This is a genomic window from Pseudomonas sp. yb_9, from assembly GCF_043103635.1.
Lineage (GTDB): Bacteria > Pseudomonadota > Gammaproteobacteria > Pseudomonadales > Pseudomonadaceae > Aquipseudomonas > Aquipseudomonas monteilii.
In genome coordinates this window covers 1-24,249 of record NZ_JBICKA010000058.1, presented here as the reverse complement: position 1 = coordinate 24,249, position 24,249 = coordinate 1, and the positions used below count along the sequence as shown (strand labels likewise).

The following is a 24,249-nucleotide window of genomic DNA, read 5'->3' as shown; positions in this document are numbered from 1 at the left end:
GCTCAGAGGCGCTCGATGACCATCGCAATGCCCTGGCCAACGCCGATGCACATGGTGCACAGGGCGTAGCGGCCGGCGGTTTCTTCCAGCTCATGCAAGGCAGTGGTCACCAGGCGTGCACCGCTCATGCCCAGCGGGTGACCCAGCGCAATGGCACCGCCGTTGCGGTTCACCCTCGGGTCGTCATCGGCCAGGCCCAGTTCGCGCAACACCGCCAGGCCCTGGGCCGCAAAGGCCTCGTTAAGCTCGATGACGTCGAGGTCGGACAGCGACAAACCCGTCAATTCCAGCACCTTGCGGGTTGCCGGTACCGGACCGATGCCCATCAGCCGGGGCTCGACCCCGGCCACGGCCATGCCGACGATACGGCCGCGCGCCTTGAGGCCGTGTTGGCGGGCAGCCGCGCTACTGGCCAGCAGCAGGGCGCAGGCGCCGTCATTGACCCCGGAGGCGTTGCCCGCTGTTACGCTGCCGCCTTCACGGAAAGGCGTCCCGAGCCGGGCCAGTTGCTCGAGCGTGGTATCGCCACGAGGGTGCTCGTCGTGCTCGATCATTTTGGGCGGGCCTTTGCGCTGCGGGATTTCGACCGGCACGATTTCCCGGGCCAGGCGGCCGCGGGCCTGAGCCTGCGCTGCCTTGTGCTGGCTACGCAGGGCGAAAGCATCCTGGTCGGTGCGCGAAATACCGAACTGTTCCGCCACATTCTCGGCCGTTTCCGGCATCGAATCGGTACCGTAGGCAGCATTCATGAGCGGGTTGACGAAACGCCAGCCGATGGTGGTGTCGAACAGCTCGGCGGCACGACCGAATGCCTGCTCTGACTTGCCCATCACAAATGGCGCACGGGACATTGATTCCACGCCACCCGCCAGCATCAGCCCGGCTTCACCACAGCGCAGGGCGCGGGCTGCATTGCCGATGGCATCCAGGCCGGAACCGCACAGGCGGTTGATGGTGGTCCCAGGCACTTCAAGTGGCAGCCCGGCCAGCAGGCTGGCCATGTGCGCCACGTTGCGGTTGTCTTCACCGGCCTGGTTGGCGCACCCGAGCATGACGTCATCGACGGCTTTCCAGTCCAGTTCGGGGTGACGCTGGATCAACGCCTTGAGCGGGATTGCGGCGAGGTCATCGGCCCGCACGCCGCTCAAGGCGCCGGCGTAGCGGCCAATAGGGGTGCGCACGGCGTCGATGATCAAGGCATCGGGCAGACTGTGTTCATTCATCTTGCGTCTCCTGCGCGAGCACGGTGCCGCGCACTTTGTAGGATTTGCCATGGAACATCGCCACCAGCTCACCGCGCTGGTTATCGATGCGCACGTCGTACAGGCCAGTACGGCCCTTGCGGCTGACCTCGCTGGCGTTGGCGGTGAGCACGTCATCGCGCAACGCCGGGGCCAGGTAGTCGATGCTGCAGCCCAGCGCCACGGTGGCCTCATCGTAGCTGTTACAGGCGAAGGCAAATGCCGAGTCGGCCAGCGCGAACAGGAAGCCGCCATGGCAGGTGCCATGACCCTGGATCATGTCGGCACGTACCGGCATGCGCAGGCTGGCGCTGCCTGGGCCGGCATCCAGCAGGGTGATGCCCAGGCTCTGGGTGGCTTGGTCGCGGGCGTACATGGCGTCGGCACAGGCGTGTGCCAGTTCCACTTCAGTCATGCAGGGTGCCTCCTTTGGCTTCGCAGCGGCGTAACAACAGGGAAGGGCGGTAACGGCTCTCGCCGTAGCTTCGCTGCAGGTTGTCGAGCACGCGCAGGGTGTGGGCAATACCTATATTCCCGGCCCAAGCCAGCGGGCCGCAGGGGTAATTGACGCCGGCGCGCATGGCGAGGTCGATGTCGGCGGCGCTGCCGACACCTTGCAGCACGGCATCGGCGGCTTCGTTCGCAAGCATTGCCACGGTGCGCAGCACCACCAGGCCAGGCAGGTCGGCGACCGCCGTGACCTTGAGCCCGGCGCGCTGCAGCAGGGCCACGGCGTGGTCGCGTGCGCTTTCGGTGATGTCCGCCGACCAGCTGATGGCTATTCGCGTGGCAGTGCTGTAGTCCAGTGCGAGGTCGAGCAGAACCAGGTTGCGCAGGCCATCTTCACGGGCGCGCTGGCTGGCGAGCCGGCCATCGGACAGTGCCAGGGTGGCATCGCCGACCCGGATCACACCGCTACCTGCACGCCGGGTGACGGCGATGCCGTTGAGGCTCAGGCGCTCGACCAGTGGCTGCATGACACCCAAGTGTCCCTCGATGACGCAGGCTTCGGCGCTGGTGAGGCTGCACAGTTCAGCAGGTGCTGGCCGTTCGGCGCCTTCGACGTAGCTATAAAAGCCTTCGCCAGTCTTGCGGCCAAGGCGTCCGGCATCCACGAGTTCTTTTTGCACCAGCGAAGGCTGGAAGCGGAAATCTCCATAGAACGCATCGAACACCGAGCAGGTGACGGCGTAGTTGACGTCGTGCCCTATCAGGTCGGTGAGCTCGAACGCCCCCATGCGGAAACCACCCGCATCGCGCAACAGTGCATCGAGGCTGGCGCAGTCGGCTGCACCTTCCTGCAACAGGCGCAGGCTTTCGGCATAGAAAGGCCGCGCCACACGGTTGACGATAAAACCCGGTGTCGAGCGCGTGTGCACTGGCTGTTTACCCCAGGCCTGGGCGGTATCGTAGATGCAGGAGGCCACTGCCGGTTCGGTTGCCAGGCCCGACACCACTTCGACTAACGCCATCAGCGGCGCCGGATTGAAGAAATGCATGCCAACTACCTGTTGCGGGCGTGCAAGGCCGGCGGCCAGGCTGGTGATGGACAACGACGAGGTGTTGCTGGCGAGTATGCAATCGTCGGCGCACAGGGCTTCGAGCTGACGCAATAGCGTCTGCTTGACCTGCAGGTTCTCGACGATGGCTTCGATCACCAAGCCGGCATCAGCCAATGCTTCAAGGGTGTCGACCGGGCATAGCCGCAGGCGGATCATTTCGTGCTCGGCTGCCTGCAACTTGCCTTTTTCCACCAGCCGGGTGAGTTGCCGATCAATGCCCGCCACCGCGTGGGCAGCAGCGCCTGGGCGGTTATCGTACAGTTTCACCGGGTGACCGGCCTGGGCCGCGACCTGGGCGATGCCGGCCCCCATGGCACCCGCACCGATCACCGCCACCTGCACATCGCTTGCGAGTGCACTCATGTTCAGCACCCCTTGAAATCTGGCGTGCGCTTGTTCATGAAGGCGCTCACACCTTCGCGGTAGTCTTCGCTGCGCCCGGCCAGGCGCTGCAGATCGCGTTCCAGCTCCAGCTGTTCATCGAAGCCATTGTCGAAGCTGGCATTGAGGCCGCGTTTGATCAGGGCCAGACCGTAAGTGGGCTGGGTGGCAAGCTGGCGGGCGAGGGTGAGGGCCTCATCACGCAGTGCGGCATCGTCCACTACGCGATGGATCAGCCCCCACTGCAGGGCCTGCTCGGCGCCAAGGCGTTCGCCCAGCATGGCCAGGGCCTTGGCCCGTGCCATGCCGACCAGGCGCGGCAGCAGCCAGGTACCACCAGAGTCTGGCACCAGGCCGATCTTGCAGAACGCCTGAATGAAGCTTGCAGAGCGGGCAGCCAGTACCAGGTCGCAGGCCAGCGGTATGTTGGCACCGGCGCCAGCGGCCACGCCGTTGACCGCACAGATCACCGGCAGCGGCAGGTCGCGCAATGTGCGCACCAGCGGGTTGTAAAACTTGTCGATGGACTCGCCCAGGTCTGGCATTTCGGCACCTGGGGCAACGTTGCGGTCGGACAGGTCCTGGCCGGCGCAGAAGCCACGGCCTTCGCCTGTCAGCAGCAGTACTCGCGCATCACTGCTCTGGCGTACTTGCTTAAGTGCCTCGCGCACTTCCAGGTGCATGGCGGTGTTGAAGCTGTTCAGTTGCTCGGGGCGGTTAAGCGAGAGGAGGGCGACGCCGTCCTCGATGGAAAACAGGATGTGCTGGTAAGTCATGACAGACTCACTCCGTCAGTCGAGGGAAAAATGGTCAGCGGCCCTGGAAGCGGGCCTGGCGCTTTTCCTGGAATGCCCGGATGCCTTCATCGCGGTCGGCGGTACCGGCAAGCAGGGTGAACGCATGCCGTTCGAAACGCAGGCCGCTGGCCAGGTCGGTGTCGCCGGCTTTCAGTAACGCCTCCTTGCCCAGGCGCACAGCCAGGGGCGCCTTGGCGGCAATGCTGCGGGCAACCTGCAGGGCGCGCTCCACGGTGAATTCCGGTTGAGTGGTTTCGCTGACCAGGCCGGCCTGCTGGGCGTGGCGGGCGGTGATCGCTTCACCTGTCAACACCATCTGCATGGCCAACGGCTTGCCGACAGCGCGCAACAGCCGCTGAGTGCCGCCGGCGCCGGGGATGATGCCGAGGTTGATTTCCGGCTGACCGAAACGGGCGTCGGTACCGGCAATGACGATGTCGGCACACATCACCAGCTCGCAACCGCCACCCAGTGCATAGCCGTTCACGGCGGCAATCAGCGGCTTGGCGAATGCGGCGATCGTTTGCCAATGGGCTACACGAGGGTCGTTGAGAATGCCGACCAGATTGCGCTCGGCCATCTCACGGATGTCGGCCCCTGCGGCAAATGCCTTGGGGCTGCCGGTAATCACTACGGCGCGTATCTGCTCGTCGCCCTCGGCAAGCTGCAAGGCCGCAGCCAGTTCTGCCAGTAGCTCGGTGCACAGGGCATTCAGGGCCTCAGGCCGTTGCAAGGTGATGAGCTGAACGCCACGTTCGGGCGCCTGCACATCGAGATATCGCGGCATGTCGGGTTCCTCTGGCTACACGCACGGCACATCGTGGCGCCGGCATTTCTTGGAATTATTTTTTGCAAGGCGTGATGCTGGATCACGACCAGGTGCAGCCAGTATATGCATAATGCGATACCGATGTGCAACGGCAAAAATACTATTATGTATCTCTTTGCTCGTTTCTAAAGCTCAAAAACGGGCATCGATAACCTTCCGGTAAAACGTTTCATCTGACTATTGGTCATCGTTATCGCCTAGGTTACCCCCAATTTTCCACCCATCAGAGAACCGATACACGATTGACGACCAAGCTGCTTGTGATACAAGCTCTAACAGCATTTCAAATAATTTCAGGAGTTTTCCCATGCCTTGCTATCGACTGGACGGCCTGACGCCCGTGGTGCATCCATCAGCCTACGTACACCCCAGTGCAGTGCTGATCGGCGATGTCATCGTCGGCCCTGGTTGCTACATAGGCCCATTGGCATCGCTACGGGGTGATTTCGGCCGTATCGTGCTGGAGGAGGGTGCCAACCTGCAGGACACCTGCGTAATGCATGGCTTTCCGGGCGGCGATACCGTGGTAGAACGCAACGGGCATATCGGACATGGCGCCGTGTTGCACGGGTGCCGAGTGGGCCAGGACACCTTGATCGGGATGAATGCGGTGGTGATGGATGGTGCACATATCGCACCACGCTGCATCGTAGCGGCTACCAGCTTCGTCAAAGCCGGCTTCGAGTGCGAAGCTCAAAGCCTTGTAATGGGCTCGCCAGCCCAGATGAAACGGCGCCTGAGCGAGCAGGAGCTGGCCTGGAAGCAGCGCGGCACTGCGCAATACCAGCAACTGGCGCAGCGTTGCATGAACACCATGGTCGAATGCCCGCCACTGGCCGAGGTTGAAGCAGGGCGGCTGCGTATGGAAGACACAGGTATCAGGCCCAAAGGCCAGGCGACGGCATGAGCCTGGTTGCGTCACGCAATGGCCAGGCGGCCCGCCGCACAGGTATAGTCGGTGCTTTATCCGCGCACAGTTCGCCCATGAGCAATCTCGCCCCACTGAACAACTTGATCACTCGCTTCCAGGAGCAGACGCCGATCCGCGCCAGTTCCCTGATCATCACCTTGTATGGCGATGCCATCGAGCCCCACGGCGGTACCGTTTGGCTAGGTAGCCTGATCAACCTGCTGGAGCCAATCGGCATCAATGAACGGCTGATTCGCACATCGATCTTTCGCCTGACCAAAGAAGGCTGGCTCAAGGCTGAAAAGGTTGGCCGGCGCAGCTACTACAGCCTGACGGGCACGGGTCGCAGGCGCTTCGAGAAAGCCTTCAAACGCGTCTACAGCCCAAGCCAACCCGCTTGGGACGGGGCGTGGACGCTGGTGCTGCTGTCGCAACTGGAGGCAGGTAAACGCAAGGCCTTGCGTGAAGAACTGGAGTGGCAGGGGTTTGGCGTAATGGCGCCGAACCTGTTGGGTTGCCCACGGGCAGACCGTGCCGACCTGGCTGCCACGTTGCGCGAACTCGAGGCCAGCGACGACAGCATCGTCTTTGAAACCCACACACAGGAAGTACTCGCGTCAAAAGCCATGCGCGCCCAGGTGCGGGAGAGCTGGCGTATCGAAGAGCTGGGGCAGCAGTACAGCGAATTCATCCAGCTGTTCAGGCCGCTGTGGCAGGGGTTGAAAGAGCAGACGGTGCTTGATGCGCAAGATTGCTTCCTGGCACGCACGCTGCTGATTCACGAGTACCGCCGGTTGCTGTTGCGCGACCCGCAACTGCCAGAGGAGTTACTGCCAGGGGACTGGGAGGGAAGGGCCGCACGACAGCTGTGCCGTAACCTCTACCGGTTGGTGTTTGCCAAAGCAGAGGAATGGCTGAATGCAGCGTTGGAGACGGCAGACGGACCATTGCCGGATGTTAACGAAAGCTTTTACAAGCGTTTTGGTGGATTGGCGTAAGGGCAAAGAGAGGGCAGTTATGCGCCCTTTTATATAACTACGCTAAATGACTATTTAGTGTAGTTAACGGTCATTACCAGCCAATTTCTACCTATACATTAGAAGAAATCGCCGCCCAATCCAACTTTCTCGCAATGTTAAGCTTCCGCCGCTTGCTTGAATGGAGCAGGCGGCGGGCGCTGGACACCCAACAACCAGTCGCAGTAGCGGGCCACGCCTTGCTGGACTGTCAACGTTTGTGCCTTGTACCCGGCAGCGCGCAAGCGCTCGAGGTCGGCACAGGTAAAACACTGGTATTTGCCACGCAAATGATCCGGAAACTCGCAGTACTCCAGTACACCTTCGAGCAAGGCCGTCTCAAGTGACAACGGGGGTTGGTCTTGTTGCTCACGCAGCCGATTGATTACAGCCAACGCAACGTCATTGAAAGGCTGGGCGCGACCGCTGCCGACATTGAAGATGCCGCTTGATTGCGGGTGATCAAGGAAGAACATGTTGACCTTGACCACATCATCCACCGAGACGAAATCACGCAGGTGGCCACTGCTGGGATAATCACCATAACGGCCAAACAGCGTCACTTTTCCTTGGGCCTGGTACTGGTTGAAGCAGTGCAGGGCCACTGACGCCATGGCGCCTTTATGCTGTTCCTGGGGGCCGTACACGTTGAAATAACGCAAACCGACGATCTGGCTGCGTGCTGTAGTCAATTGACGGCGTACCTGTTGATCGAACAGGAATTTGGAATAGCCATAAACGTTCAGCGGTCGCTCGCATTCGCGCTGTTCGCGAAAATCTCGTCCTGCACCGTACACAGCTGCCGACGACGCATATAAGAACGGCGTTTGCTGGTGCTGCGCAGATACAAGCAATTCGTGGCTGTACCGGTAGTTGTTGTCCATCATGAAACGACCATCAGCCTCGACGGTGCTCGAACATGCGCCTTGGTGCAGCACCGCGCGAACCTTGCCAAACTGACCACGGGCAAAACGATCGAGAAAATCGTCCTTGTCCAGGTAATCAGCGATTTCACTGTCGGCCAGGTTACGGAATTTGTCGCCATCGGTCAGGTCGTCGACGGCGATGATCTCCGTTTCGTTACGCCGGTTAAGTGCCTGGACGAGATTGCTGCCGATGAAGCCTGCAGCGCCGGTTACGATAATCGTCATGCCAGATTCCCCGTAAGGGTGCGTAGCCCGGATTTTAATCAAGGCACAGGTACCCAACCTTAACCTGGGTCAACGAATTCGCCGGCAAGGATAATCCAGGCGCTTGAGCTGGCTTAGCATCTGGCACTCCACGGTGCCGCTTGAAATATCAAATAGCCCCATAATGCATATTATGTTAAACGACAGGCTATGTGATAAATGTTCATGAGCCTTGTAAGGTACTGATTCGACGAATTCGGTTTGGATGACTAGTCTTGCAACGGGCCATGTATTTCTTGTTCATGGCGAGACCTTGAATGAGGTGTCTGCCAATGAAGCTGGTTCAGTCTCATTTCTCGTCAGGCCAGCGCGTGCCAGTGCTTGTGCAGGATGGTTCAGCGGCGCCCTTGCCCAAGCTGGTCCCATTTATCTACGTCCAGCTCAGATTCAAGCATCGTGCCTACAACACCGTCGCAGCGCACCTGCGTGCGATCCAGGCTTTCTACACCTATGCCGAAAGCCGGGAGCTTGATATCGATGAGGCCATCATGGCCTGTCACTTCGAGACGATTTTGGCACTGCTGGACGGTTACACCCTCTGGCTCCAAAGCGGTCGCCAGGCGGATAATCTGGTCGCCCGAATCGGCACAACTGCAACGGCATCTCTGCCACCGATAGATCCGCACACCCGTGACCTGAATCGCCCCGGGCTTTCTAGACACTCTCCAAGCTTGCTGTGTAGCGCTTTTCCTCCGCCTTTGAACTCTCTTGGTTCAAAACAGTGTAGCCGCCCGACGGACAAGACACAGACCTCATTAGTGAAGCTCATCACCAGATGACGTGATGGCTTGCAAGAGTTGAAGCAGATTACCAAACCGTCCCGCCCTATTCCGATCCAAGCGTAGGCCACCCAAGTCATCACACCAGTCGTGGCATTGGATCCAGTGCGCTATGATCGCCAGCAATTAACCATGGCTGCTCAAGGAGCGGCAGGCCGGAGAAACATGCACATTTCCAAACTAACCCTGGTCAACTACAGGAACTTCAAGAACACGTCTCTCCGGTTTCACAAGGGAGTGAACACCATCATCGGAGAGAATGGCTCCGGTAAGTCGAACATCCTGAGGGCAATCCGCCTCCTGCTAGACGACACGATGGTGCGGGCTGCCTACCGTCTGGAAGAGTCTGATTTCAGCCGCTCCCTTGGCCAATGGCAGGGTCACTGGATCATTATTAGTGTGGAGTTTGAGGAGATCAGTACCGACGAGTCCGTGCAGGCGCTGTTCCTCCACGGTGCAGCAGTGCTGGACGAGCCCACCGTTCGTAAGGCGACCTACAACCTCATTTTCCGCCCGAAGAAAGAAATACGATCGAAGTTCGCTGCGCTCAATATCTGGGATAAAGACGAGCTAGCGCAAATCCGCAGCACGATTACGACCAACGACTACGAAACGCTTTTCACAGGACGAAGCGAGGCGGACTTCAGCGACCCCAAAGTCTACAAAGAACTCGTTGGCGATTTCGAGCTGTGTGACTTCTCATCAGAAACGGAGTTTCCGGAAATCGGGTCGAAGGTGCCGGGCTTTCTCTCCGTTACCAAAGAGGTATCGCTGACCTTCATCCAGGCTTTGCGAGACGTGGTTGCCGAGTTCCACAACAACCGTACGAACCCGTTGCTTACCCTGCTCAAGAGCAAGAGTGGGCAGATCAACCCCGCCTCGATGGAGCCCATCACCGAGATGGTCCGCGAACTCAACACCTCCATCGAGGATCTGGAGGACGTTCAGTCGGTTCGTAATCATATTCGCGAGACCATCAAGGACGCCGCGGGTGAAACCTACTCACCAGCGTCACTCTCGATCAAATCCGACCTGCCGGAAGAAGCCGACAAGCTTTTCCAGTCTCTTCGGCTTTTCGTGGGCGAATCAGAAGAGGGGTATGAGGGCGCGATTCATGAGTTGAGCCTGGGCGGTGCCAACCTCATCTACCTGACGCTCAAGCTGCTCGAGTTCAAATACCAGCGCGAAAAGATGGCTATGGCTAACTTCCTCCTGATCGAGGAACCAGAAGCGCACATCCATACCCACATCCAGAAAACTCTGTTCGACCGCATCGCGTACAGCGACGCGCAGATCATCTACACCACCCACTCCACTCACATCTCCGAAGTGTGCAATGTCAGCAACGTCAACATCCTGGGACGTCATGGTGCGCTCTGTGAGGCCTACCAGCCTGCCAAAGGGCTGGAGCCCGCTCAGATCAACAGCATCCACCGCTACCTGGATGCGGTGCGTAGCAACCTGCTCTTCGCCAAAAGCGTGATACTCGTCGAAGGTGATGTGGAGGAAATTCTGATACCAATCCTCCTTAAGCAAGTGCTGGGGGTAAGCGTTGACGAGTTGGGCATTAGCGTCATCAACATTCGTAGTACAGGCTTCAAAAACGTAGCCGTCCTGTTCCACAACCTGCGCATTCGAAAGCGATGCGCCATCGTCACGGACCTGGACCAGGCGTTCTTCGACATCACCATTCAGGCAACTGATACAGAGGCCATGACGAAGAGAAAAGCCAAAGCCGCTGGATCACAGAAAGCCGGTTTAGAACGGCAGGCCGATTTGACGGCATTCACTGCGGGAAATCCATGGCTCGAAACCTTTTACGCCAAACACACCTTCGAGGTCGACTTTGTCGCTGCCGGTAACCATGAAGCCGTCGTTCAAACCCTTCCAGAAGTCTACAAAGACGATGACACCAGGGCGCTAGCGAAGCAGCAGCTCCAATCAGGGCAGTTGAGCCAAATGGGCAGCCGGACGTTGACAATGGCCAAACAGGAGGGCAAAGGATGGTTCGCTCTCTTGCTCGCTGAATACATTACTCCCGAAGTCCAGATCCCGGGCTACATCCTGCAAGCCATTCATTTCGCACATGGAACGTTCCCCCTCCCCCTTCTTGGCCGAGTCTTCCAATATCGCGCGGAGTGTCGGTTCGGATCCAACCCAGTGGATCCTTCGATGAAAAAGGCATTTCTGTATGATGTGGATCGCTTTGTACACGGGCATATAAACTTGGAAACACTCAAAGCGTCGATCAACCTCATGCTACCTGGGGATGCCGTCAACGACTTCCTTGCGGGAATGCAGTGATGTTCACTTGGGATCCGAAGGACCTCAATCCTGAGCAGGCGGCGGCTGTGATCGAGCCGTCGAGCATCTTCCTGATTGCATGCCCTGGCAGCGGTAAAACACGCACCCTGACCTACAAGATTGCCTACGAGCTATCTCGCCGTACTGACAAGCGCATCGTTGTAGCCATTACCTACACCCATCGCGCCGCCGATGAGATACAAGAACGTATCGAGGACCTGGGAGTCGACACCTCGGGCCTATGGATCGGTACGATCCATGCGTTCTGCCTCGAGTGGATCCTCAAACCATACGGCATCTATTCATCCGACCTGGCTCAGGGTTATCGCGTGATCGACACGCATGATCGCGAGCGCCTACTGGAGAGGCTATGCGCACCATATAAAGGTGTCACTCACTGGGATTGCGATTATTACGTCACCGAGACGGGGTATCAGCTTGGCTGTCCAGACAGTCGAAAGCACCCTATTATTCAACAGGTTCTGAATGCATACTTCGATGAGCTTTCAGCGAATCGACAGATCGACTTCGAACTGATTCTTTGGCACGCCTACACCTTGGTGCGGGACAGAACCCATATCGCAGTTCTGCTGTCACGAGTGTTTTCCCACATCCTCGTGGATGAATATCAGGACACCAAACAGATCCAGTACAGTCTCGTGGCGTCCATTCTTCGTGCAGGCTGCGGACATACCAAGACGCTCATCGTAGGCGATCCGAATCAGGCCATCTACGGCACACTGGGTGGCTACGCGATGCCGGTGGAGGAGTTCCGTACCCGAGCTGGGATCCCGATCAAGGAGTTGGCTCTCAGCCTCAATTACCGGTCCAGCAATCGAATCATCAACTACTTTTCGAACTTTAAGGTGCATGAGACAAGTATCAACGGCGCAGGCAAACATGCCACGTTTCGCAGCCAGGTGACCTACAATCAGGATGCGACACGAAGCGACGTGCATGACGAGATTGTCAGGTTGATTCAGGCAAGCCTCTCCGACGGCAACACACCCGAAAATATTTGCGTTCTCGCTCCACAATGGGTCTTGCTGGCCTCAACGACGCGCAAGCTGGTGGCGATGCTACCCGACCAGCAGTTCGACGGCCCAGGTCTTGTCCCTTTCAGCAACAACATCGATAACTTCTGGTTCAAGCTCTCCAAGATCGTGCTGACGGAGTCCTCTCCGAGCCTGCTCATTAGGCGATTGCGCTGGGCAAGCGACGTAATCAAAGACCTCGATAGCTTTGGCGTCGACACCACACGGCTAACACCACGCGCCTTGCTGCGGGAAAGCAATGCGCTCTCAGTTGATGAAACGGATGGACTTCGCTATCTGGACCAGGCTTTCACCGATCTGCTCAAGAGACTCGATATTTCTCAGTACGCCTTCCCTGCGCTCTCGACTCACCGAGAGGCATTTTTCAGTAGTTCGGCCGCTAGAATAGAGAGGCTTCAGAAGGACGGAGCGAGCTTTATCAACCACGTTTCATTCTTCAAGAAAGTGTTTCGTGAACGAACTGGTATCACGGTTTCCACCATCCATGGTGTCAAAGGTGCCGAGTTCGACGTTGTCATCGCGTTTGGACTGCTGGAAGGTATGGTGCCGCACTTCAATGACCCGAATGGACAAATTGCGGCGAACAAGCTCCTGTATGTATTGAGCTCTCGCGCTCGTAAGCACCTGCATCTGATCTCGGAAAAGGGGCGAAGCAGAGGACGTTATGGTGAGTATGGTCCGACCGAATCACTAGCTGCTTGCCGCTTTGACTACGACCCTCACTGAGATCTGCCACAGTGTCCAATTGGAGTATTAGCACTGAGGTACCCGGCGGGGTCAAAGGCTTAACAGGCGATTGGACGATCACTCTCGTCGAACGACGGGGCGCTCTGCCCCTCGCTCCTCCACTGCGCGCCTACGGGCAAGTCAACAGGCTGCTGCAGCATAAGCACATATTCTGGTGCTCGCTCCCGCCCCGGATCAACTGCTGCGCGAAACGCCTGGATCACGTACTTGGCTAAGGCTGCTCGCACGTTATAGAAAAGGGCCGCCGTTCAGGCCCTAGCCGCCAGCCATCGCTTAGGTAGCTGCCAAAAGTCGAATCGACCAGACGAGCGGAAAACCTCGTGAACATTAATCGATAAACAAGCACATTCATTTTGAGCTTTTTGAGCCGGCCGTGATGGGTGTGCGAGCGTGTTATGAACATATGACATCGCCCACTTGTTAAATAATATATTATGCTTCCGCTCTGTAACACTTCGCCGGCGCTAACCTCCGCCTGAAATGCACGTCAGCACCTGAACATCAGTCGTTATGCAGGTGCTTTTTCAGAAAAGCCCGGGTGCGGTCTTGAACGGGATTTCTCAGCATCTCACTGGGTGCACCTTGCTCTACAACAACCCCGCCATCCATGAACACGATCTGATCGGCCACTTCACCGGCAAAGCGCATTTCATGCGTGACGATCAGCATGGTCATGTGTTCGGCCGCCAGCTGTTTCATTACCAGGTTCACTTCTTCCACAAGCTCAGGGTCCAGTGCCGAGGTTGCTTCATCGAACAACATCACTTTGGGTTGCATGGCCAAGGCCCGGGCAATGGCCACGCGCTGTTTTTGCCCGCCGGACAACCGGGACGGGAACTCGTCGATCTTGTTGCCCAGCCCGACTTTCTGCAGGTACTCCAGGGCCAGCTCCCTGGCCGCACGTTTCGAATAGCCTTTGAGCTTCACAGGCCCTATCGCGATGTTTTCACAGACCGTGAGGTGCGGAAACAGATTGAAGTGCTGAAACACCATGCCCATCTGCTGGCGCACCTTGTTGATATGCTGCTCAAAGGCGCGGCCTTTCAAGGGTTGATTGACCTGAGCGCCGTCAAGCCAGATTTCACCACCATTAAGCACTTCGAGATGATTGATCGAGCGTAGCAAGGTACTTTTGCCCGAACCGCTTGGGCCGATGATGGCGAAAATCTGCCCACGCGATACCGACAGATCGATCCCCTTGAGTACCTCAAGGGTACCGTAGGCTTTACGAGCGCCCTTCACTTCTACCATAGCGTTGTTGTTCATCGTGACATCTCGACCTTTGCTTCAATAAGATGCAACCCGGCTTCGAGCGCCAGGTTGGCCATGTAGTAGATCACCGCGACGGCGATGTAGAACTCAAACGGGCTGTACGTTTCGCTGACGGCCAGCTGGGCGCTGTAGACGAGTTCGGCAATACCGATGATCGATACCAGCGACGTGTCCTTCAGCAACACGATGAGGTTGTTTCCCAATGGCGCGATGGTTTTTCTGAGCGCCTGCGGGACAATAATGTAGCGCTGGGTCATGGCCTTGCTCAGGCCGATTGAACGCGCGCCTTCTATCTGGCCCGGGTCAACCGCCTCGATACCGGACTTGATCACGTCGGCGTTGTACACGGCAAAATGCAGGCTGAGCCCGATGATTCCCGCAGCCAGCGCCGGAATATCGATACCCACCTGAACCAGCCCGTAGTAGATCAAATAGAGTTGCAACAGCAATGGCGTGCCCATCAACAGCCAGGTCATGAAACGCACAGGCAGCGCCATGACGTGAGGCGCATACAAGTCGATCAGCGCAATTAGCACACCCACGACCAGGCTGATGACACTGCTGCAGAGAAACATGACAACCGTCCACCACAGCCCGGTCGCCAGCATGTCGTAATAAGGTGCGATGACACTCAGGTTTAATCCTTCCACTGCCAACCCCTCACTTGGTCGCGTATCGCTTGTCCAGCACTTCCACCAGATACTTGACCGCGTAGACCATGACGATATAAAGCAACGCCGACACCATGAATATTTCGAATGGTTTGTACGTTGAACTGATGAAGCGCTGTGCGGTGTATGTCAGTTCAACCACCGAAATGGCCGACACCAAGGCGGAGCCTTTGATCAGGCCAATGGCATTGACGCCAAGCGGCCGGATCATGAGTTTCAGTGCCTGGGGAACGATGATGAATAACAATGTTTGCCTACGGCTGAATCCAATCGACCGTGCACCCTCCTCCTGGCCTGGATCAACGTTGACGATTGCACCTCGAATGGACTCTGACATATAGGCCGCGATGTTCATGCCCAAACCGATTACCGCAGCAGCGAACGGCTCCAGTTCTATGCCTATTTGTGGTCCGCCAAAATAGATGATGAACAACTGCACCAGGCAGGGTGTGCCGCGAAACACGCTGACGTACAGACTTGCCGCCCACCGCAGGATAATGAACGGCGATAACCTGCAGGTCACCAGCGCAATGGCGATAACCAGGCCAAGTAGTAATGAAAGCAATGAGATCTGCACGGTGACCCAAGCGGCTTCCAGAAAAAAGGGGTAAGTGCGATGGATTAATGACAGGTCCATGAAACCACTCACAAAAAGTCTGCCAACCCGGCCCAGCCTGCCGGCCAGGCCATTCCTGGTGCGCTTCAGCGAATGTCGCTGCCCACCCATTTCATTGAAATTTCCTTGTACGTGCCATCTGCCAGAATCTCGTCCAGAGCCTTCTGCAACTGGGCCTTGAATTCAGGGTTGTTTCTGCGAATGGCGATGCCCAGACCCTCGCGGCCACCCTGCTCGTCCGGCAAACTGATGATCCGCACTTTTTGCCCGGTTTCCTTTACCGCAACCATGACCGGGATGCTGTCCATCACCACCGCATCGATACGGCCGGCATCCAGGTCGACCAGCATTTCAGGCAGGCCTTTATAAGTGCGCACTTTGAGATTGCCGCGCGCACGCGCCCATTTGTCATGCGAATCACCCAACGTGACGCCGACGGTAACATCCTTGAGGTCATCAAGTTCTTTAATCGGAGAGCTTTCCTTGACACCAATGGTACGGCCCGCATGGTAATACGGTCCGACGAAGTCAACGGCTCTAAGGCGCTCGGGGGTAATGGTCATCGAGGCGATGACAGCGTCATACTTCTTGGCCAGTAACCCTGCAATAATGCCGTCAAACGGTGTGGTGATGATTTTTATATTCACGCCCAGGCGCTGGGCAAGTGCTTCTCCGATGGAGGCGTCGAAACCGACAATTTCATTCTTTTCATTAGCAAAACTAAAGGGAGAATACTGCCCGCTCATTGCCACCCGTAACACGTTCGACGCTTGAACAGCCTGCAAGTCGTCGGCGTATGCCACACCTTTAGAGCACAAGGCGACAGCCGCTACTGCGGTGGAAGCCAGTAGCATTCTGGTTTTTCTTGCCAGCATCGAGGCACTCCTTGGAAGTTTGTATTTCTTATTGTTCCGGGCTCTTAGGCCCCATCCTTCACAGAAAGCTTTGCACACTGAAACCTTGAAATCACCCTGCAAAGTGCGTGTCGGACTGGCACATTGCCGGAATCGACCGACATAATGCCGGCGCCACTTCGATCCTGGGAGAAACTGGAGTAGTGTCTTCCAATGCACAAAAAAGGAGCAAATGGCTAACTATTCCCTGCTCTTTATTGGGGCGGACGGCCCTTTACCGGCGATCAGACAGGAGTGTCAGCATTGCGCGAATTAGACGTCAAAGATCGGGAAATCCTCGAAATACTCTCCAAGGAAGCACGTGTCGCACTCAAGGCACTTGCGGCAAGAATCGGCCTGTCAAGAAGCGCGACCAGCGAACGGGTTTTACACCTGGAGCGCAGCGGAATCATTCGGGGATATCGCGCGGACATTGGCGAAATTGATGCCAACGTAATACGGGCAATCATTCTGGTCTCGCTGAAACGCACACCGGCGCTTGGCCTGCTGGACCTGCTGGCACAGAACGCCCAAGTGAAACGGGTATCCTCGGTCAGCGGCCAACTCGACCTGGTTGTAGAGGTCGAGGCACGAACGATTGATGACTTGAACCGGGTGCGCGACGCCGTGGCGTGCCACGATTCAGTGGATGACATCACGACTGCAGTGGTGCTGCGGCGCGATATCGACCGCCAAAAAGCCTGAACGCACGGGCAGGACTTGCCGATCGGCACGCCCTGCCCGGTTGAAACGCGTTACTTCAGCGCCGCAGTGAAGCTGTCTTGCAGCACATCAAGCAGGAAGTCCGCATTGGCCCGGCTGAAAATCATGGAAGGACGCATTTTCAGCACGTTGTCATGCGGGCCTTCGGTACCGATCAACACGCCGCGTTCTCTGGCGCCATCGGCAACTTTTCTGGCCAAGGCCGTGGCCGGAGCCTTCGAGGAGCGGTCCGTGACCAACACAATGCCGAGGAACAGGCCCAACCCGCGTACATCACCAATCACATCGAATTGCTGCTGAAGCTTGCGGAAACCCTCAAGCAGGTAATTGCCGATGCTCAAGGCGTTCTCTTTCAGCTGGTCGCGCTCGATGGCATTGAGCACCGCCAGGCCCACCGCACACGACACGGGGTTGCCGGCGAACGTATTGAAATACTCCATGCCGTTGTTGAAAGCATCGGCAACTTCACGCGTGGTCACCACCGCCGACATCGGGTGGCCGTTACCAATCGGTTTGCCCATGGTGACAGCATCTGGCACTACCCCTTGGGTCTCGAACGCCCACCAGTGGCTACCGACGCGGCCAAACCCGACCTGTACCTCATCGGCCAGGCACAGCCCACCTTCGGCGCGAACCATGGCGTATACCTCCTTGAGGTAATGCTCGGGCAGAAACACCTGCCCCGCCACGCTGGGGATCGACTCGGCAAGGAAGTAGCCGGGGCCCTTGCCGGCTTTGCGCATGGCGTCCAGCTGCTCTGCTACCGACTCGGCAAACCGTTTGCCGTGTTCCTCCAATGGCCAGTGCTCGGGCGCGTAGTAGCTGTCTGGAACCATCGCCTCGTATACGTGCGCCGCCCTGCCCTTGCCGGCTTTGCGCTTGTACTTGTAAGGGCTCAGGTCGATGAGCTCTTGCGTGGTGCCATGGTAAGCCCAGTCCAGCACGATCGCCTGGTCGCTACCGGTGTAGTTGCGTGCCATGCGCAGCATGAGGCTGTTGGCTTCACTGCCCGAGCAGCCGAATGACGCCACACAAAGGCCCTCGGGCAACGTGCCGGTCAGCCGCTCGGCGTACTCGACGATGTTGTCGTGCAGGTATCGGGTGTTGGTGTTAAGCAGTGCAGCCTGGCGGGTCAAGGCGTCGACCACGTCGGGATGGCTATGGCCCAGGTGGCACACGTTGTTGAAGCAGTCCAGGTAGGCCCGCCCGAAGTTGTCGATCAGCCATACGCCATCGCCGCGGACGAACTTGATCGGGTCAGTGTACGAAATTGACAAATTCGGTAGCAGCAGCGCTTTACGCTTGGCAATGATCTGGGCCTTGGTCATTCCCTGCTGGTTGTAGGTTTCTGGCGGGATGCCGGCCAAGGTCGAGGCATCAGGGAACAGGTCAGCCCACACCTCGCGGTATTCGGGCTCTCCAACGCCAATGACCTCACTCGCGCTCAGCTGCGTATCGGTGGTCATCTGCAGGTGCAGGTGGGGAATCCAGCCGCCGTTTTCAGTATCGGTGCCCATGTAGCCCACCAGGTCGCCGGCTTCGAGCTTGTCACCGGCCTTCAAGCGGTCGAGCGCCTCGTGGGCCATGTGCCCCCACAGGGTCAGAAATGGCGGGCAACCTGGCGGGCTGTGCTCGATCATCACCAGCCCACCATAGCCCAGCGGGTCGGGTTCAACCTCAACGCTTTTGACGGTACCGGCGACCGGAGCGTACAACGGCGTACCGGCAGGCATCACCAGATCGACCCCCACATGCAGGGTACGGCGCCGCCCCTTGATGAAGCGCGACTCGAAGGCACTGTCCGTATAAATGGTACGCAACTCACCCCATGGCCCAATGGCCAGCGGCACGTTGTGCGCGGTAGAGAACGCATCCCACCAGCGCGTCGCATCGGCAGGCCGCTGCTCGGCTGAGGCGATGGTCATTTCGTGGCTGGCGTCGCCAAACGGCGCGATCACCTTGTTGAGGATGGCGGCTGACGGGCGCACCAGGTCGGCAAATGATGTGTGGTTTTCGGCGATCCAGCGGCGCACTGCACCCGCCCCCTCGACGGCATCGAAACCACAGGCTTTGCGCAGGATGCCTGTAGCCAGCCGTGGATTCATCGAATCAAGCTGTTCCAGCAGGCGCCAGGCTGGCGCTTCACTGATCGCCAGGTAGGGGTTGTCTTCTGTCTGATCGTGCCGGGAAGCGGAGAAAGTAACGCTGATGACCAGGCGCATGGCAATCAGGTTGAACAGCACGTCAAGCTCTTGCGCTTGCAATGGGTACTTTTCATGGAATCCGGCCACCAGCGCTGCGGCAGCGCCGATCGGGTCGTCCATGTCGAGAATGGCGTACGCACTGGCGATCGCGACCTCGGCAATCAGCACGGTGTGTACGGCATCGCCAAAGTCGATGAAGCCGGTCACATGGCGGGTGGTTTCGGCATCGACCAGGATGTTCCAGTCGTTGGCGTCATTGTGGATCACCTGCGCCCTGAGTGATGCCAGCCTGGGCTGTACAGTGTGTTCGAACCGGGTGATGAAACGCTCGACAATGGCCCGGCGCTCGGGGCTTTTAATGTGGTGCAAACGCGTACGGGAGCGTGCGGCATGGCGCAAGTCCCAGTCCAGGTCACGGACGGCACCCGGGTGCATGAACCCCTGCAGGGCGCGGTCAAGTTCACCGAGTGCCCGGCCAAAGTTGCTCATCAGCGCGAAAGAGCGCTTGGCCTCGGCAAGCGGCGTGCCGGCCAACCAGCTGACCAGGCGCACAGCATGCTGCTCACCTGTGGCGCTGGCCACGGATGGCAGGTAGTCACCCGCCACACTGGCCCGAAGGTGAGGCACACCCAGGTGCGCGCCATGCACGGCCAGATGATCGAGCAGCGCGGTTTGAAACTCGCTTTCTACCCGGGGCTCACTGGCATTGACGATTTTCAGTATCCAGCCCGCATCGACGCCCGTATCCAACCGGTAATTGCGGTCACGCTCCCCGTCCAGGGGGGTTGCCGTAGCGGTGACATTGAAGAAATCTTTTGCGAGGCCCTCTGCATCGCTTGCCGAAAACCGAGGTGCCGGGTGGGAAAGGTCTGTCATATCATCACGTTCCGAGCGAGCAAATTGTTTTTCAATAGCTTGTCATGCACTGCCGAAACCGACACCCTGCATACGGTCGGGATCGACAGGCATTATGCCGGTACCGACCGGCATAAAGACGGCGAGCTTATCAGGTGGTGCAATGCGTGAACTGGACGCAAAAGATCGTGAGATTCTTGAAGTACTTTCGAAGGACGCGCGCATTGCGCTGAAGGCGTTAGCCGGCCGCATAGGCCTTTCCAGAAGCGCCACGACCGAACGTGTGGCCAACCTTGAGCGCAGCGGAATCATTCGTGGATACCGTGCAGATATCGGCGAAATAGACGCCAATGTCATACGCGCGATACTGCTGGTGACCTTGCAGCGCACCCCTGCCATGGGGCTGCTCGACCAGTTGGCGACGGACGCACGCGTGCGGCGGGTTTCCTCGGTGAGTGGGCAGCTTGATCTGGTGGTTGAGGTAGAAACCCGGACAATCGACGACCTCAATCAGGTACGCGACAACGTGGCACGTCACGAATCGGTGGATGACATTACCACGTCGGTCGTCCTGCGCCGTGATATCGACCGCCAGGGCGCCTGATCATCCACGCATGATTGTCCAGGCCGGCCTTTGCGCCGGCAAGCCAGCTTGCGGTCGCACGAGCGCTCAACGCGTTAGCAGTACGCGGTCAATCTCGCCAACCACCTGCCGCGTTGCGTCTTCCATGGCCCCTTCATTACGGCACAACACCCAGCCGTGCTTTACCAGCGCCCGCTCGAAAGCCTCGGTGCAGGCCACCTGTTCATCCAGGTTGTGTATCACCGTACTGCCCAGGCCACGCGTGCGTGCCGCAGCCCTTGCCCACGAGGTTTCAGGGGCAGTGACAACCCCGACATGCAAATCTGGCACTTGCACGCTGAGGTCGAGGTTCAATCGCAAGATCTGGTCAAACGGCACCGTGCGGCGAAACGCGGCGTCAGAGGGGTACCAGCGATCAATCAGGACGATGCTGTCTGCTGGCTGCTTGGGCAGTACGTGCCGAGAAATCCAGGCGCGGCTTTCAGCGAAGCGCTCGCACACCTTGAATTCCAGATCCCGGCACGGGGTTCTGGCAAGCTTGTTGACCAGCGCCATGGTTTCGCCCCGGTAGGGATCGCTCTTTTTTTCGCAAAGGCGAATCACCTTTTTCCCGTCCACCCTCAGGGCTTGGGTGACGGCCTCCAGCAGCGTGGTCTTGCCGGTGCCTTTAGGCCCATCGATGGAAACAAACAGCGGGCGGGTCATCGTTCAATACCAGTTGGCTCAGGTGCGGATGAGACCATTGATCGCCGCTTGCCTTCAAGGCCTATCGACAAGAGCACATCTGTACTCCACAGGTAAAAGGCGGCACATGCCGCCTTCTCGTCCTTTCCTGGCGACTGCCTACGTAGGCATCAACCCTGGGCTTTCCAGCCCATTCGCTTCGCTATGCCAAAGGCCGGCTGCCTGCTAGGCTGACGTTGGCGGCCCTGCTGGCAGCCTCCTCATCCCCCACAGGCACGGCCAATGACATTCAACCCCCAAGTAAACCTGACCAACTGCGACCGCGAGCCTATTCAGATACCCGGCAGTATCCAGCCCCATGGCTGCCTGCTGGCCTGTGATGCCTCAGCCACCGTCGTTTTGCGTCATTCGGCCAATGCTTCACAAATGCTGGGCGTAGCAAGCGACATCAACGGCCAGAAGCTGCATGCGGTGCTCGGGGATGAGGTGGCGCACACCCTGCGCAACGCGCTGGCCCGCACCCGGGAGGCCTCGCGACCGGCGCTCAGCTTCGGTGTGAAGCTGCCCAGCGGCGAGGCTGTCGACATTGCCGCCCACTTGTTCAAAGGCACGGCTATCCTCGAGTTCGAACCCGCTGGTGCGAGCATTGCCGAGCCGATCGAACTGGCCCGCACGCTGATCGCCCAACTGCGCGAAATCGACCAGACCAGCAAGCTGTTCCGCGATGCTGCCCGCTATGTCCGGGCCGTGCTCGGTTACGACCGGGTGATGATCTACCAATTGGGTACCGACGGCGCCGGCAAAGTGGTTGCAGAGGCCAGGCGCAGCGACCTTGAAAGCTTCATGGGCCAATACTTCCCGGCCTCCGACATCCCCCAGCAGGCCCGCGCACTTTACCTGCGCAACCCCATCCGGGTGATCTCGGATGCCCAGTTCAAGACGGTCGCCATCGACCCCGTGCTCGACCCCTCGGGCGAGCCGCTAGACCTTTCCTATGCGCACTTGCGCAGCGTCTCGCCGATCCATTGCGAATACCTGTGCAACATGGGCGTGGGGGCCTCCATGTCGATTTCGGTCATCGTCAATGGGGAGCTATGGGGGATGATCGCCTGCCACCACTACGCACCGCGCACACTGGCCATGGGGCAACGTGTGGCGGCGGAAATGTTCGGCGAATTCTTCTCGCTGCATATCGAGACCCTGCGCAGCCGGCAAAAGCTTGAAGCCGCCGTGCACGTTCACAAAGCGCTGGACAGTATGCTGCTTGACGCCAACCAGGCTGCAGACATCGATGGGTTCTTCCGTGCGCGCCTGCCCCAGCTTATGTCGCTGATCCCCTGCGACGGCATCGGCATGTCGCTGCAAGGCCGCTGGTCATCCGGCGGGCTGACGCCGCCCAACTCGGCGGTGCCCGACCTGCTGCGCCTGGCAGATATCGTCAGCTCTGGCCGCACCTGGGCGTCCAACCGCCTGTCGATGGTACTGCCTGCGGCCCACGCGTACTTTACCGATGTGTCGGGTGTGCTGATCATACCGATGTCGCAGCAGCCGAGGGATTACCTGATCTTCTTCCGCAAGGAAGTGGTCGAGACACTCGACTGGGCCGGGGACCCGAACAAGACCTATGACAGCGGCGCACTGGGCGACCGCCTGACACCACGCAAGAGCTTCGCGATCTGGAAAGAAACCGTTCACCAGCAGTCACTACCCTGGACCGAGCAGGACCGCCAGTTTGGCGACGCCATCCGTACCGCGATTGTCGAGGTGGTGCTGCATAACAGCGAGTTGCTGGCCAGCGAGCGTTCGAAGGCAGAAGTGCGCCAGCGCATCCTCAATGAAGAGCTCAACCACAGGGTCAAGAACATCCTGTCGTTGATTGGCGCGCTGGTTGCCCACCCGACCTCGGAGAGCCAGACACTGCAGGACTACGTGGCGACATTGAAGGGGCGCATCCATGCGCTCTCCCTCGCTCACGACCAGGTGGTACGCGGTGACGGTGGCGGGCGACTGGCCAAGCTGCTGGAGGCAGAGCTTTCACCCTACCGCACCGCCGCCGGAGTGATTGAACTGCAAGGCCCGAACGTTATCCTGGATGCCCGCGCCTATTCGGTCATGGCCTTGGTGCTGCACGAACTGGCAACCAATGCTGCCAAATACGGCGCGCTGTCGTGGGCGAGCGGCAAGCTTGCCGTGAGCTGGGCCATCGACGCCAGCAACGGCTGCAGCATTACCTGGCGTGAAAGCGGCGGACCAACGGTGCGCCCGCCCAGCCGCAATGGCTTTGGCTCGGTGCTGATAGAACGCAGTATTCCGTTTGATCTGGGTGGCACCAGCGCAGTGGAATATCACCCCGAAGGCGTGCAAGGGTTGTTCAGAATTCCTGCAAAACACCTGTCCGTGGCCGAAGCGGCCGAGCCTGCGAGCACGGCCGCGCCGGTTACCCGTGCAGCCGATGCCTTTGCCGCCCGGACGGGCTTGTGCGTGCTGATCCTTGAGGACCAGTTGGTGATCGCGGTTGGCCTTGAGCAGATTCTCAACGATGCACAGATCAAGGACGTGATGACCGCCAGCTCCGAGGATGAGGCCATGCGTTTGATTAGCAGCCGCACACCGGACGCCGCGATACTGGATGTGAACCTGGGAACAGGGACGTCGATTTCCGTCGCCGATGAACTGCAGCGCCGGCAAATTCCGTTTCTGTTCGCTACCGGCTATGGTGACGGCATCAGCATTCCCGAGCATCTGAAGGATGTGCCCGTAACCCGCAAGCCCTATGACGCGAACAGCATCCTGACCAGTCTGCAGGCCCTGGTTGATCGCTGAGAGAAGGGTTTACTGAACGGAAGGCGGGAGCGCAAGCCGCTCCAGGGTGCGGCGCCAGCCTTGAGGTGGCGCCGTACCTGTCAAGCATTACACCGCCAGCGCGCGCTCACGCAG

At 58.8% G+C, this 24,249-nt stretch carries 20 protein-coding genes; 8 read left to right on the top strand and 12 right to left on the bottom strand.

The annotated features are described in order from the left end of the window. Positions 1-2: 2 nt before the first annotated feature. Genes pcaF through paaF form a run of 5 tightly spaced genes read right to left on the bottom strand, consistent with a single transcriptional unit; the run spans position 3 to position 4,768 of the window. Positions 3-1,223 carry a 3-oxoadipyl-CoA thiolase gene (gene pcaF / locus ACF8MI_RS16380; protein ID WP_200929362.1) on the bottom strand — a complete coding sequence of 407 codons (1,221 nt, stop codon included), beginning with the start codon at positions 1,221-1,223 and terminating at the stop codon, positions 3-5. Further along, complete coding sequence (gene paaI, locus ACF8MI_RS16375) at positions 1,216-1,656, bottom strand: hydroxyphenylacetyl-CoA thioesterase PaaI (RefSeq protein ID WP_060499414.1); 441 nt, start codon at positions 1,654-1,656, stop codon at positions 1,216-1,218. The genes pcaF and paaI overlap by 8 nt, the downstream gene beginning before the upstream one ends. Then, the gene (gene paaH / locus ACF8MI_RS16370) at positions 1,649-3,166 is read right to left on the bottom strand and encodes a 3-hydroxyacyl-CoA dehydrogenase PaaH (RefSeq protein WP_200929363.1); all 1,518 of its coding nucleotides are present in this window, start codon (positions 3,164-3,166) and stop codon (positions 1,649-1,651) included. The genes paaI and paaH overlap by 8 nt, the downstream gene beginning before the upstream one ends. Positions 3,167-3,168: 2 nt before the next feature. Beyond that, complete coding sequence (paaG, locus tag ACF8MI_RS16365) at positions 3,169-3,960, bottom strand: 2-(1,2-epoxy-1,2-dihydrophenyl)acetyl-CoA isomerase PaaG (protein ID WP_060499416.1); 792 nt, start codon at positions 3,958-3,960, stop codon at positions 3,169-3,171. A 34-nt stretch (positions 3,961-3,994) separates the two neighbouring features. Continuing rightward, positions 3,995-4,768 carry a 2,3-dehydroadipyl-CoA hydratase PaaF gene (gene paaF / locus ACF8MI_RS16360; protein ID WP_060499417.1) on the bottom strand — a complete coding sequence of 258 codons (774 nt, stop codon included), beginning with the start codon at positions 4,766-4,768 and terminating at the stop codon, positions 3,995-3,997. 349 nt (positions 4,769-5,117) lie between these two features. Here paaF and paaY point away from each other — a divergent pair, with 349 nt between their 5' ends. After that, complete coding sequence (gene paaY, locus ACF8MI_RS16355; protein ID WP_060499418.1) at positions 5,118-5,717, top strand: phenylacetic acid degradation protein PaaY; 600 nt, start codon at positions 5,118-5,120, stop codon at positions 5,715-5,717. Between the two features lie 77 nt (positions 5,718-5,794). Beyond that, entirely contained in the window at positions 5,795-6,718 is a 924-nt protein-coding gene (gene paaX / locus ACF8MI_RS16350; RefSeq protein ID WP_200929364.1) for a phenylacetic acid degradation operon negative regulatory protein PaaX, read from the top strand. 137 nt (positions 6,719-6,855) lie between these two features. Here the strand turns inward: paaX and rfaD are convergent, their stop codons facing one another. Continuing rightward, positions 6,856-7,887: an ADP-glyceromanno-heptose 6-epimerase gene (gene rfaD, locus ACF8MI_RS16345; RefSeq protein WP_200929365.1), complete on the bottom strand. Its 1,032-nt coding sequence runs from the start codon at positions 7,885-7,887 to the stop codon at positions 6,856-6,858. Between the two features lie 311 nt (positions 7,888-8,198). Here rfaD and ACF8MI_RS16340 point away from each other — a divergent pair, with 311 nt between their 5' ends. The 3 genes from ACF8MI_RS16340 to ACF8MI_RS16330 all read left to right on the top strand — a co-directional run bounded on the left by ACF8MI_RS16340 (position 8,199) and on the right by ACF8MI_RS16330 (position 12,790). Further along, positions 8,199-8,705, top strand: a complete 507-nt coding sequence (locus tag ACF8MI_RS16340) for a hypothetical protein (RefSeq protein WP_233458222.1) — start codon at positions 8,199-8,201, stop codon at positions 8,703-8,705. Between the two features lie 165 nt (positions 8,706-8,870). Continuing rightward, entirely contained in the window at positions 8,871-11,009 is a 2,139-nt protein-coding gene (locus tag ACF8MI_RS16335; RefSeq protein ID WP_200929366.1) for an AAA family ATPase, read from the top strand. Continuing rightward, complete coding sequence (locus tag ACF8MI_RS16330; protein ID WP_200929367.1) at positions 11,009-12,790, top strand: UvrD-helicase domain-containing protein; 1,782 nt, start codon at positions 11,009-11,011, stop codon at positions 12,788-12,790. The genes ACF8MI_RS16335 and ACF8MI_RS16330 overlap by 1 nt, the downstream gene beginning before the upstream one ends. A 522-nt stretch (positions 12,791-13,312) precedes the next feature. On the opposite strand, the gene ACF8MI_RS16325 is transcribed toward ACF8MI_RS16330, so the two are convergent. The 4 genes from ACF8MI_RS16325 to ACF8MI_RS16310 form a co-directional block, all read right to left on the bottom strand. Beyond that, a complete protein-coding gene (locus tag ACF8MI_RS16325; protein WP_082426424.1) occupies positions 13,313-14,062 on the bottom strand; it encodes an amino acid ABC transporter ATP-binding protein in 750 nt (249 codons plus the stop codon). An 11-nt stretch (positions 14,063-14,073) separates the two neighbouring features. Further along, on the bottom strand, positions 14,074-14,733 hold the full coding sequence (locus ACF8MI_RS16320) for an amino acid ABC transporter permease (RefSeq protein WP_060499929.1): 660 nt from the start codon (positions 14,731-14,733) through the stop codon (positions 14,074-14,076). 10 nt (positions 14,734-14,743) lie between these two features. Continuing rightward, complete coding sequence (locus ACF8MI_RS16315) at positions 14,744-15,391, bottom strand: amino acid ABC transporter permease (protein ID WP_060499942.1); 648 nt, start codon at positions 15,389-15,391, stop codon at positions 14,744-14,746. A 65-nt stretch (positions 15,392-15,456) separates the two neighbouring features. Next, positions 15,457-16,245, bottom strand: coding sequence for an ABC transporter substrate-binding protein (locus ACF8MI_RS16310; RefSeq protein WP_060499928.1), 789 nt, complete (start codon positions 16,243-16,245; stop codon positions 15,457-15,459). 282 nt (positions 16,246-16,527) lie between these two features. Between ACF8MI_RS16310 and ACF8MI_RS16305 the strand changes: the two genes are divergently transcribed. Then, positions 16,528-16,968: an Lrp/AsnC family transcriptional regulator gene (locus ACF8MI_RS16305; protein ID WP_060499927.1), complete on the top strand. Its 441-nt coding sequence runs from the start codon at positions 16,528-16,530 to the stop codon at positions 16,966-16,968. A gap of 50 nt (positions 16,969-17,018) precedes the next feature. On the opposite strand, the gene ACF8MI_RS16300 is transcribed toward ACF8MI_RS16305, so the two are convergent. Further along, positions 17,019-20,066, bottom strand: a complete 3,048-nt coding sequence (locus tag ACF8MI_RS16300; protein ID WP_200929368.1) for an aminotransferase class III-fold pyridoxal phosphate-dependent enzyme — start codon at positions 20,064-20,066, stop codon at positions 17,019-17,021. 142 nt (positions 20,067-20,208) lie between these two features. Here ACF8MI_RS16300 and ACF8MI_RS16295 point away from each other — a divergent pair, with 142 nt between their 5' ends. Next, positions 20,209-20,649, top strand: a complete 441-nt coding sequence (locus tag ACF8MI_RS16295) for an Lrp/AsnC family transcriptional regulator (protein WP_016714074.1) — start codon at positions 20,209-20,211, stop codon at positions 20,647-20,649. 66 nt (positions 20,650-20,715) lie between these two features. Here ACF8MI_RS16295 and ACF8MI_RS16290 read toward each other — a convergent pair whose 3' ends face one another. Continuing rightward, the gene (locus ACF8MI_RS16290; RefSeq protein ID WP_060499925.1) at positions 20,716-21,333 is read right to left on the bottom strand and encodes a dTMP kinase; all 618 of its coding nucleotides are present in this window, start codon (positions 21,331-21,333) and stop codon (positions 20,716-20,718) included. A gap of 261 nt (positions 21,334-21,594) precedes the next feature. On the opposite strand from ACF8MI_RS16290, the gene ACF8MI_RS16285 reads away from it, so the two are divergent. Continuing rightward, positions 21,595-24,135: an HWE histidine kinase domain-containing protein gene (locus tag ACF8MI_RS16285; RefSeq protein ID WP_060499924.1), complete on the top strand. Its 2,541-nt coding sequence runs from the start codon at positions 21,595-21,597 to the stop codon at positions 24,133-24,135. Positions 24,136-24,249 lie beyond the last annotated feature (114 nt).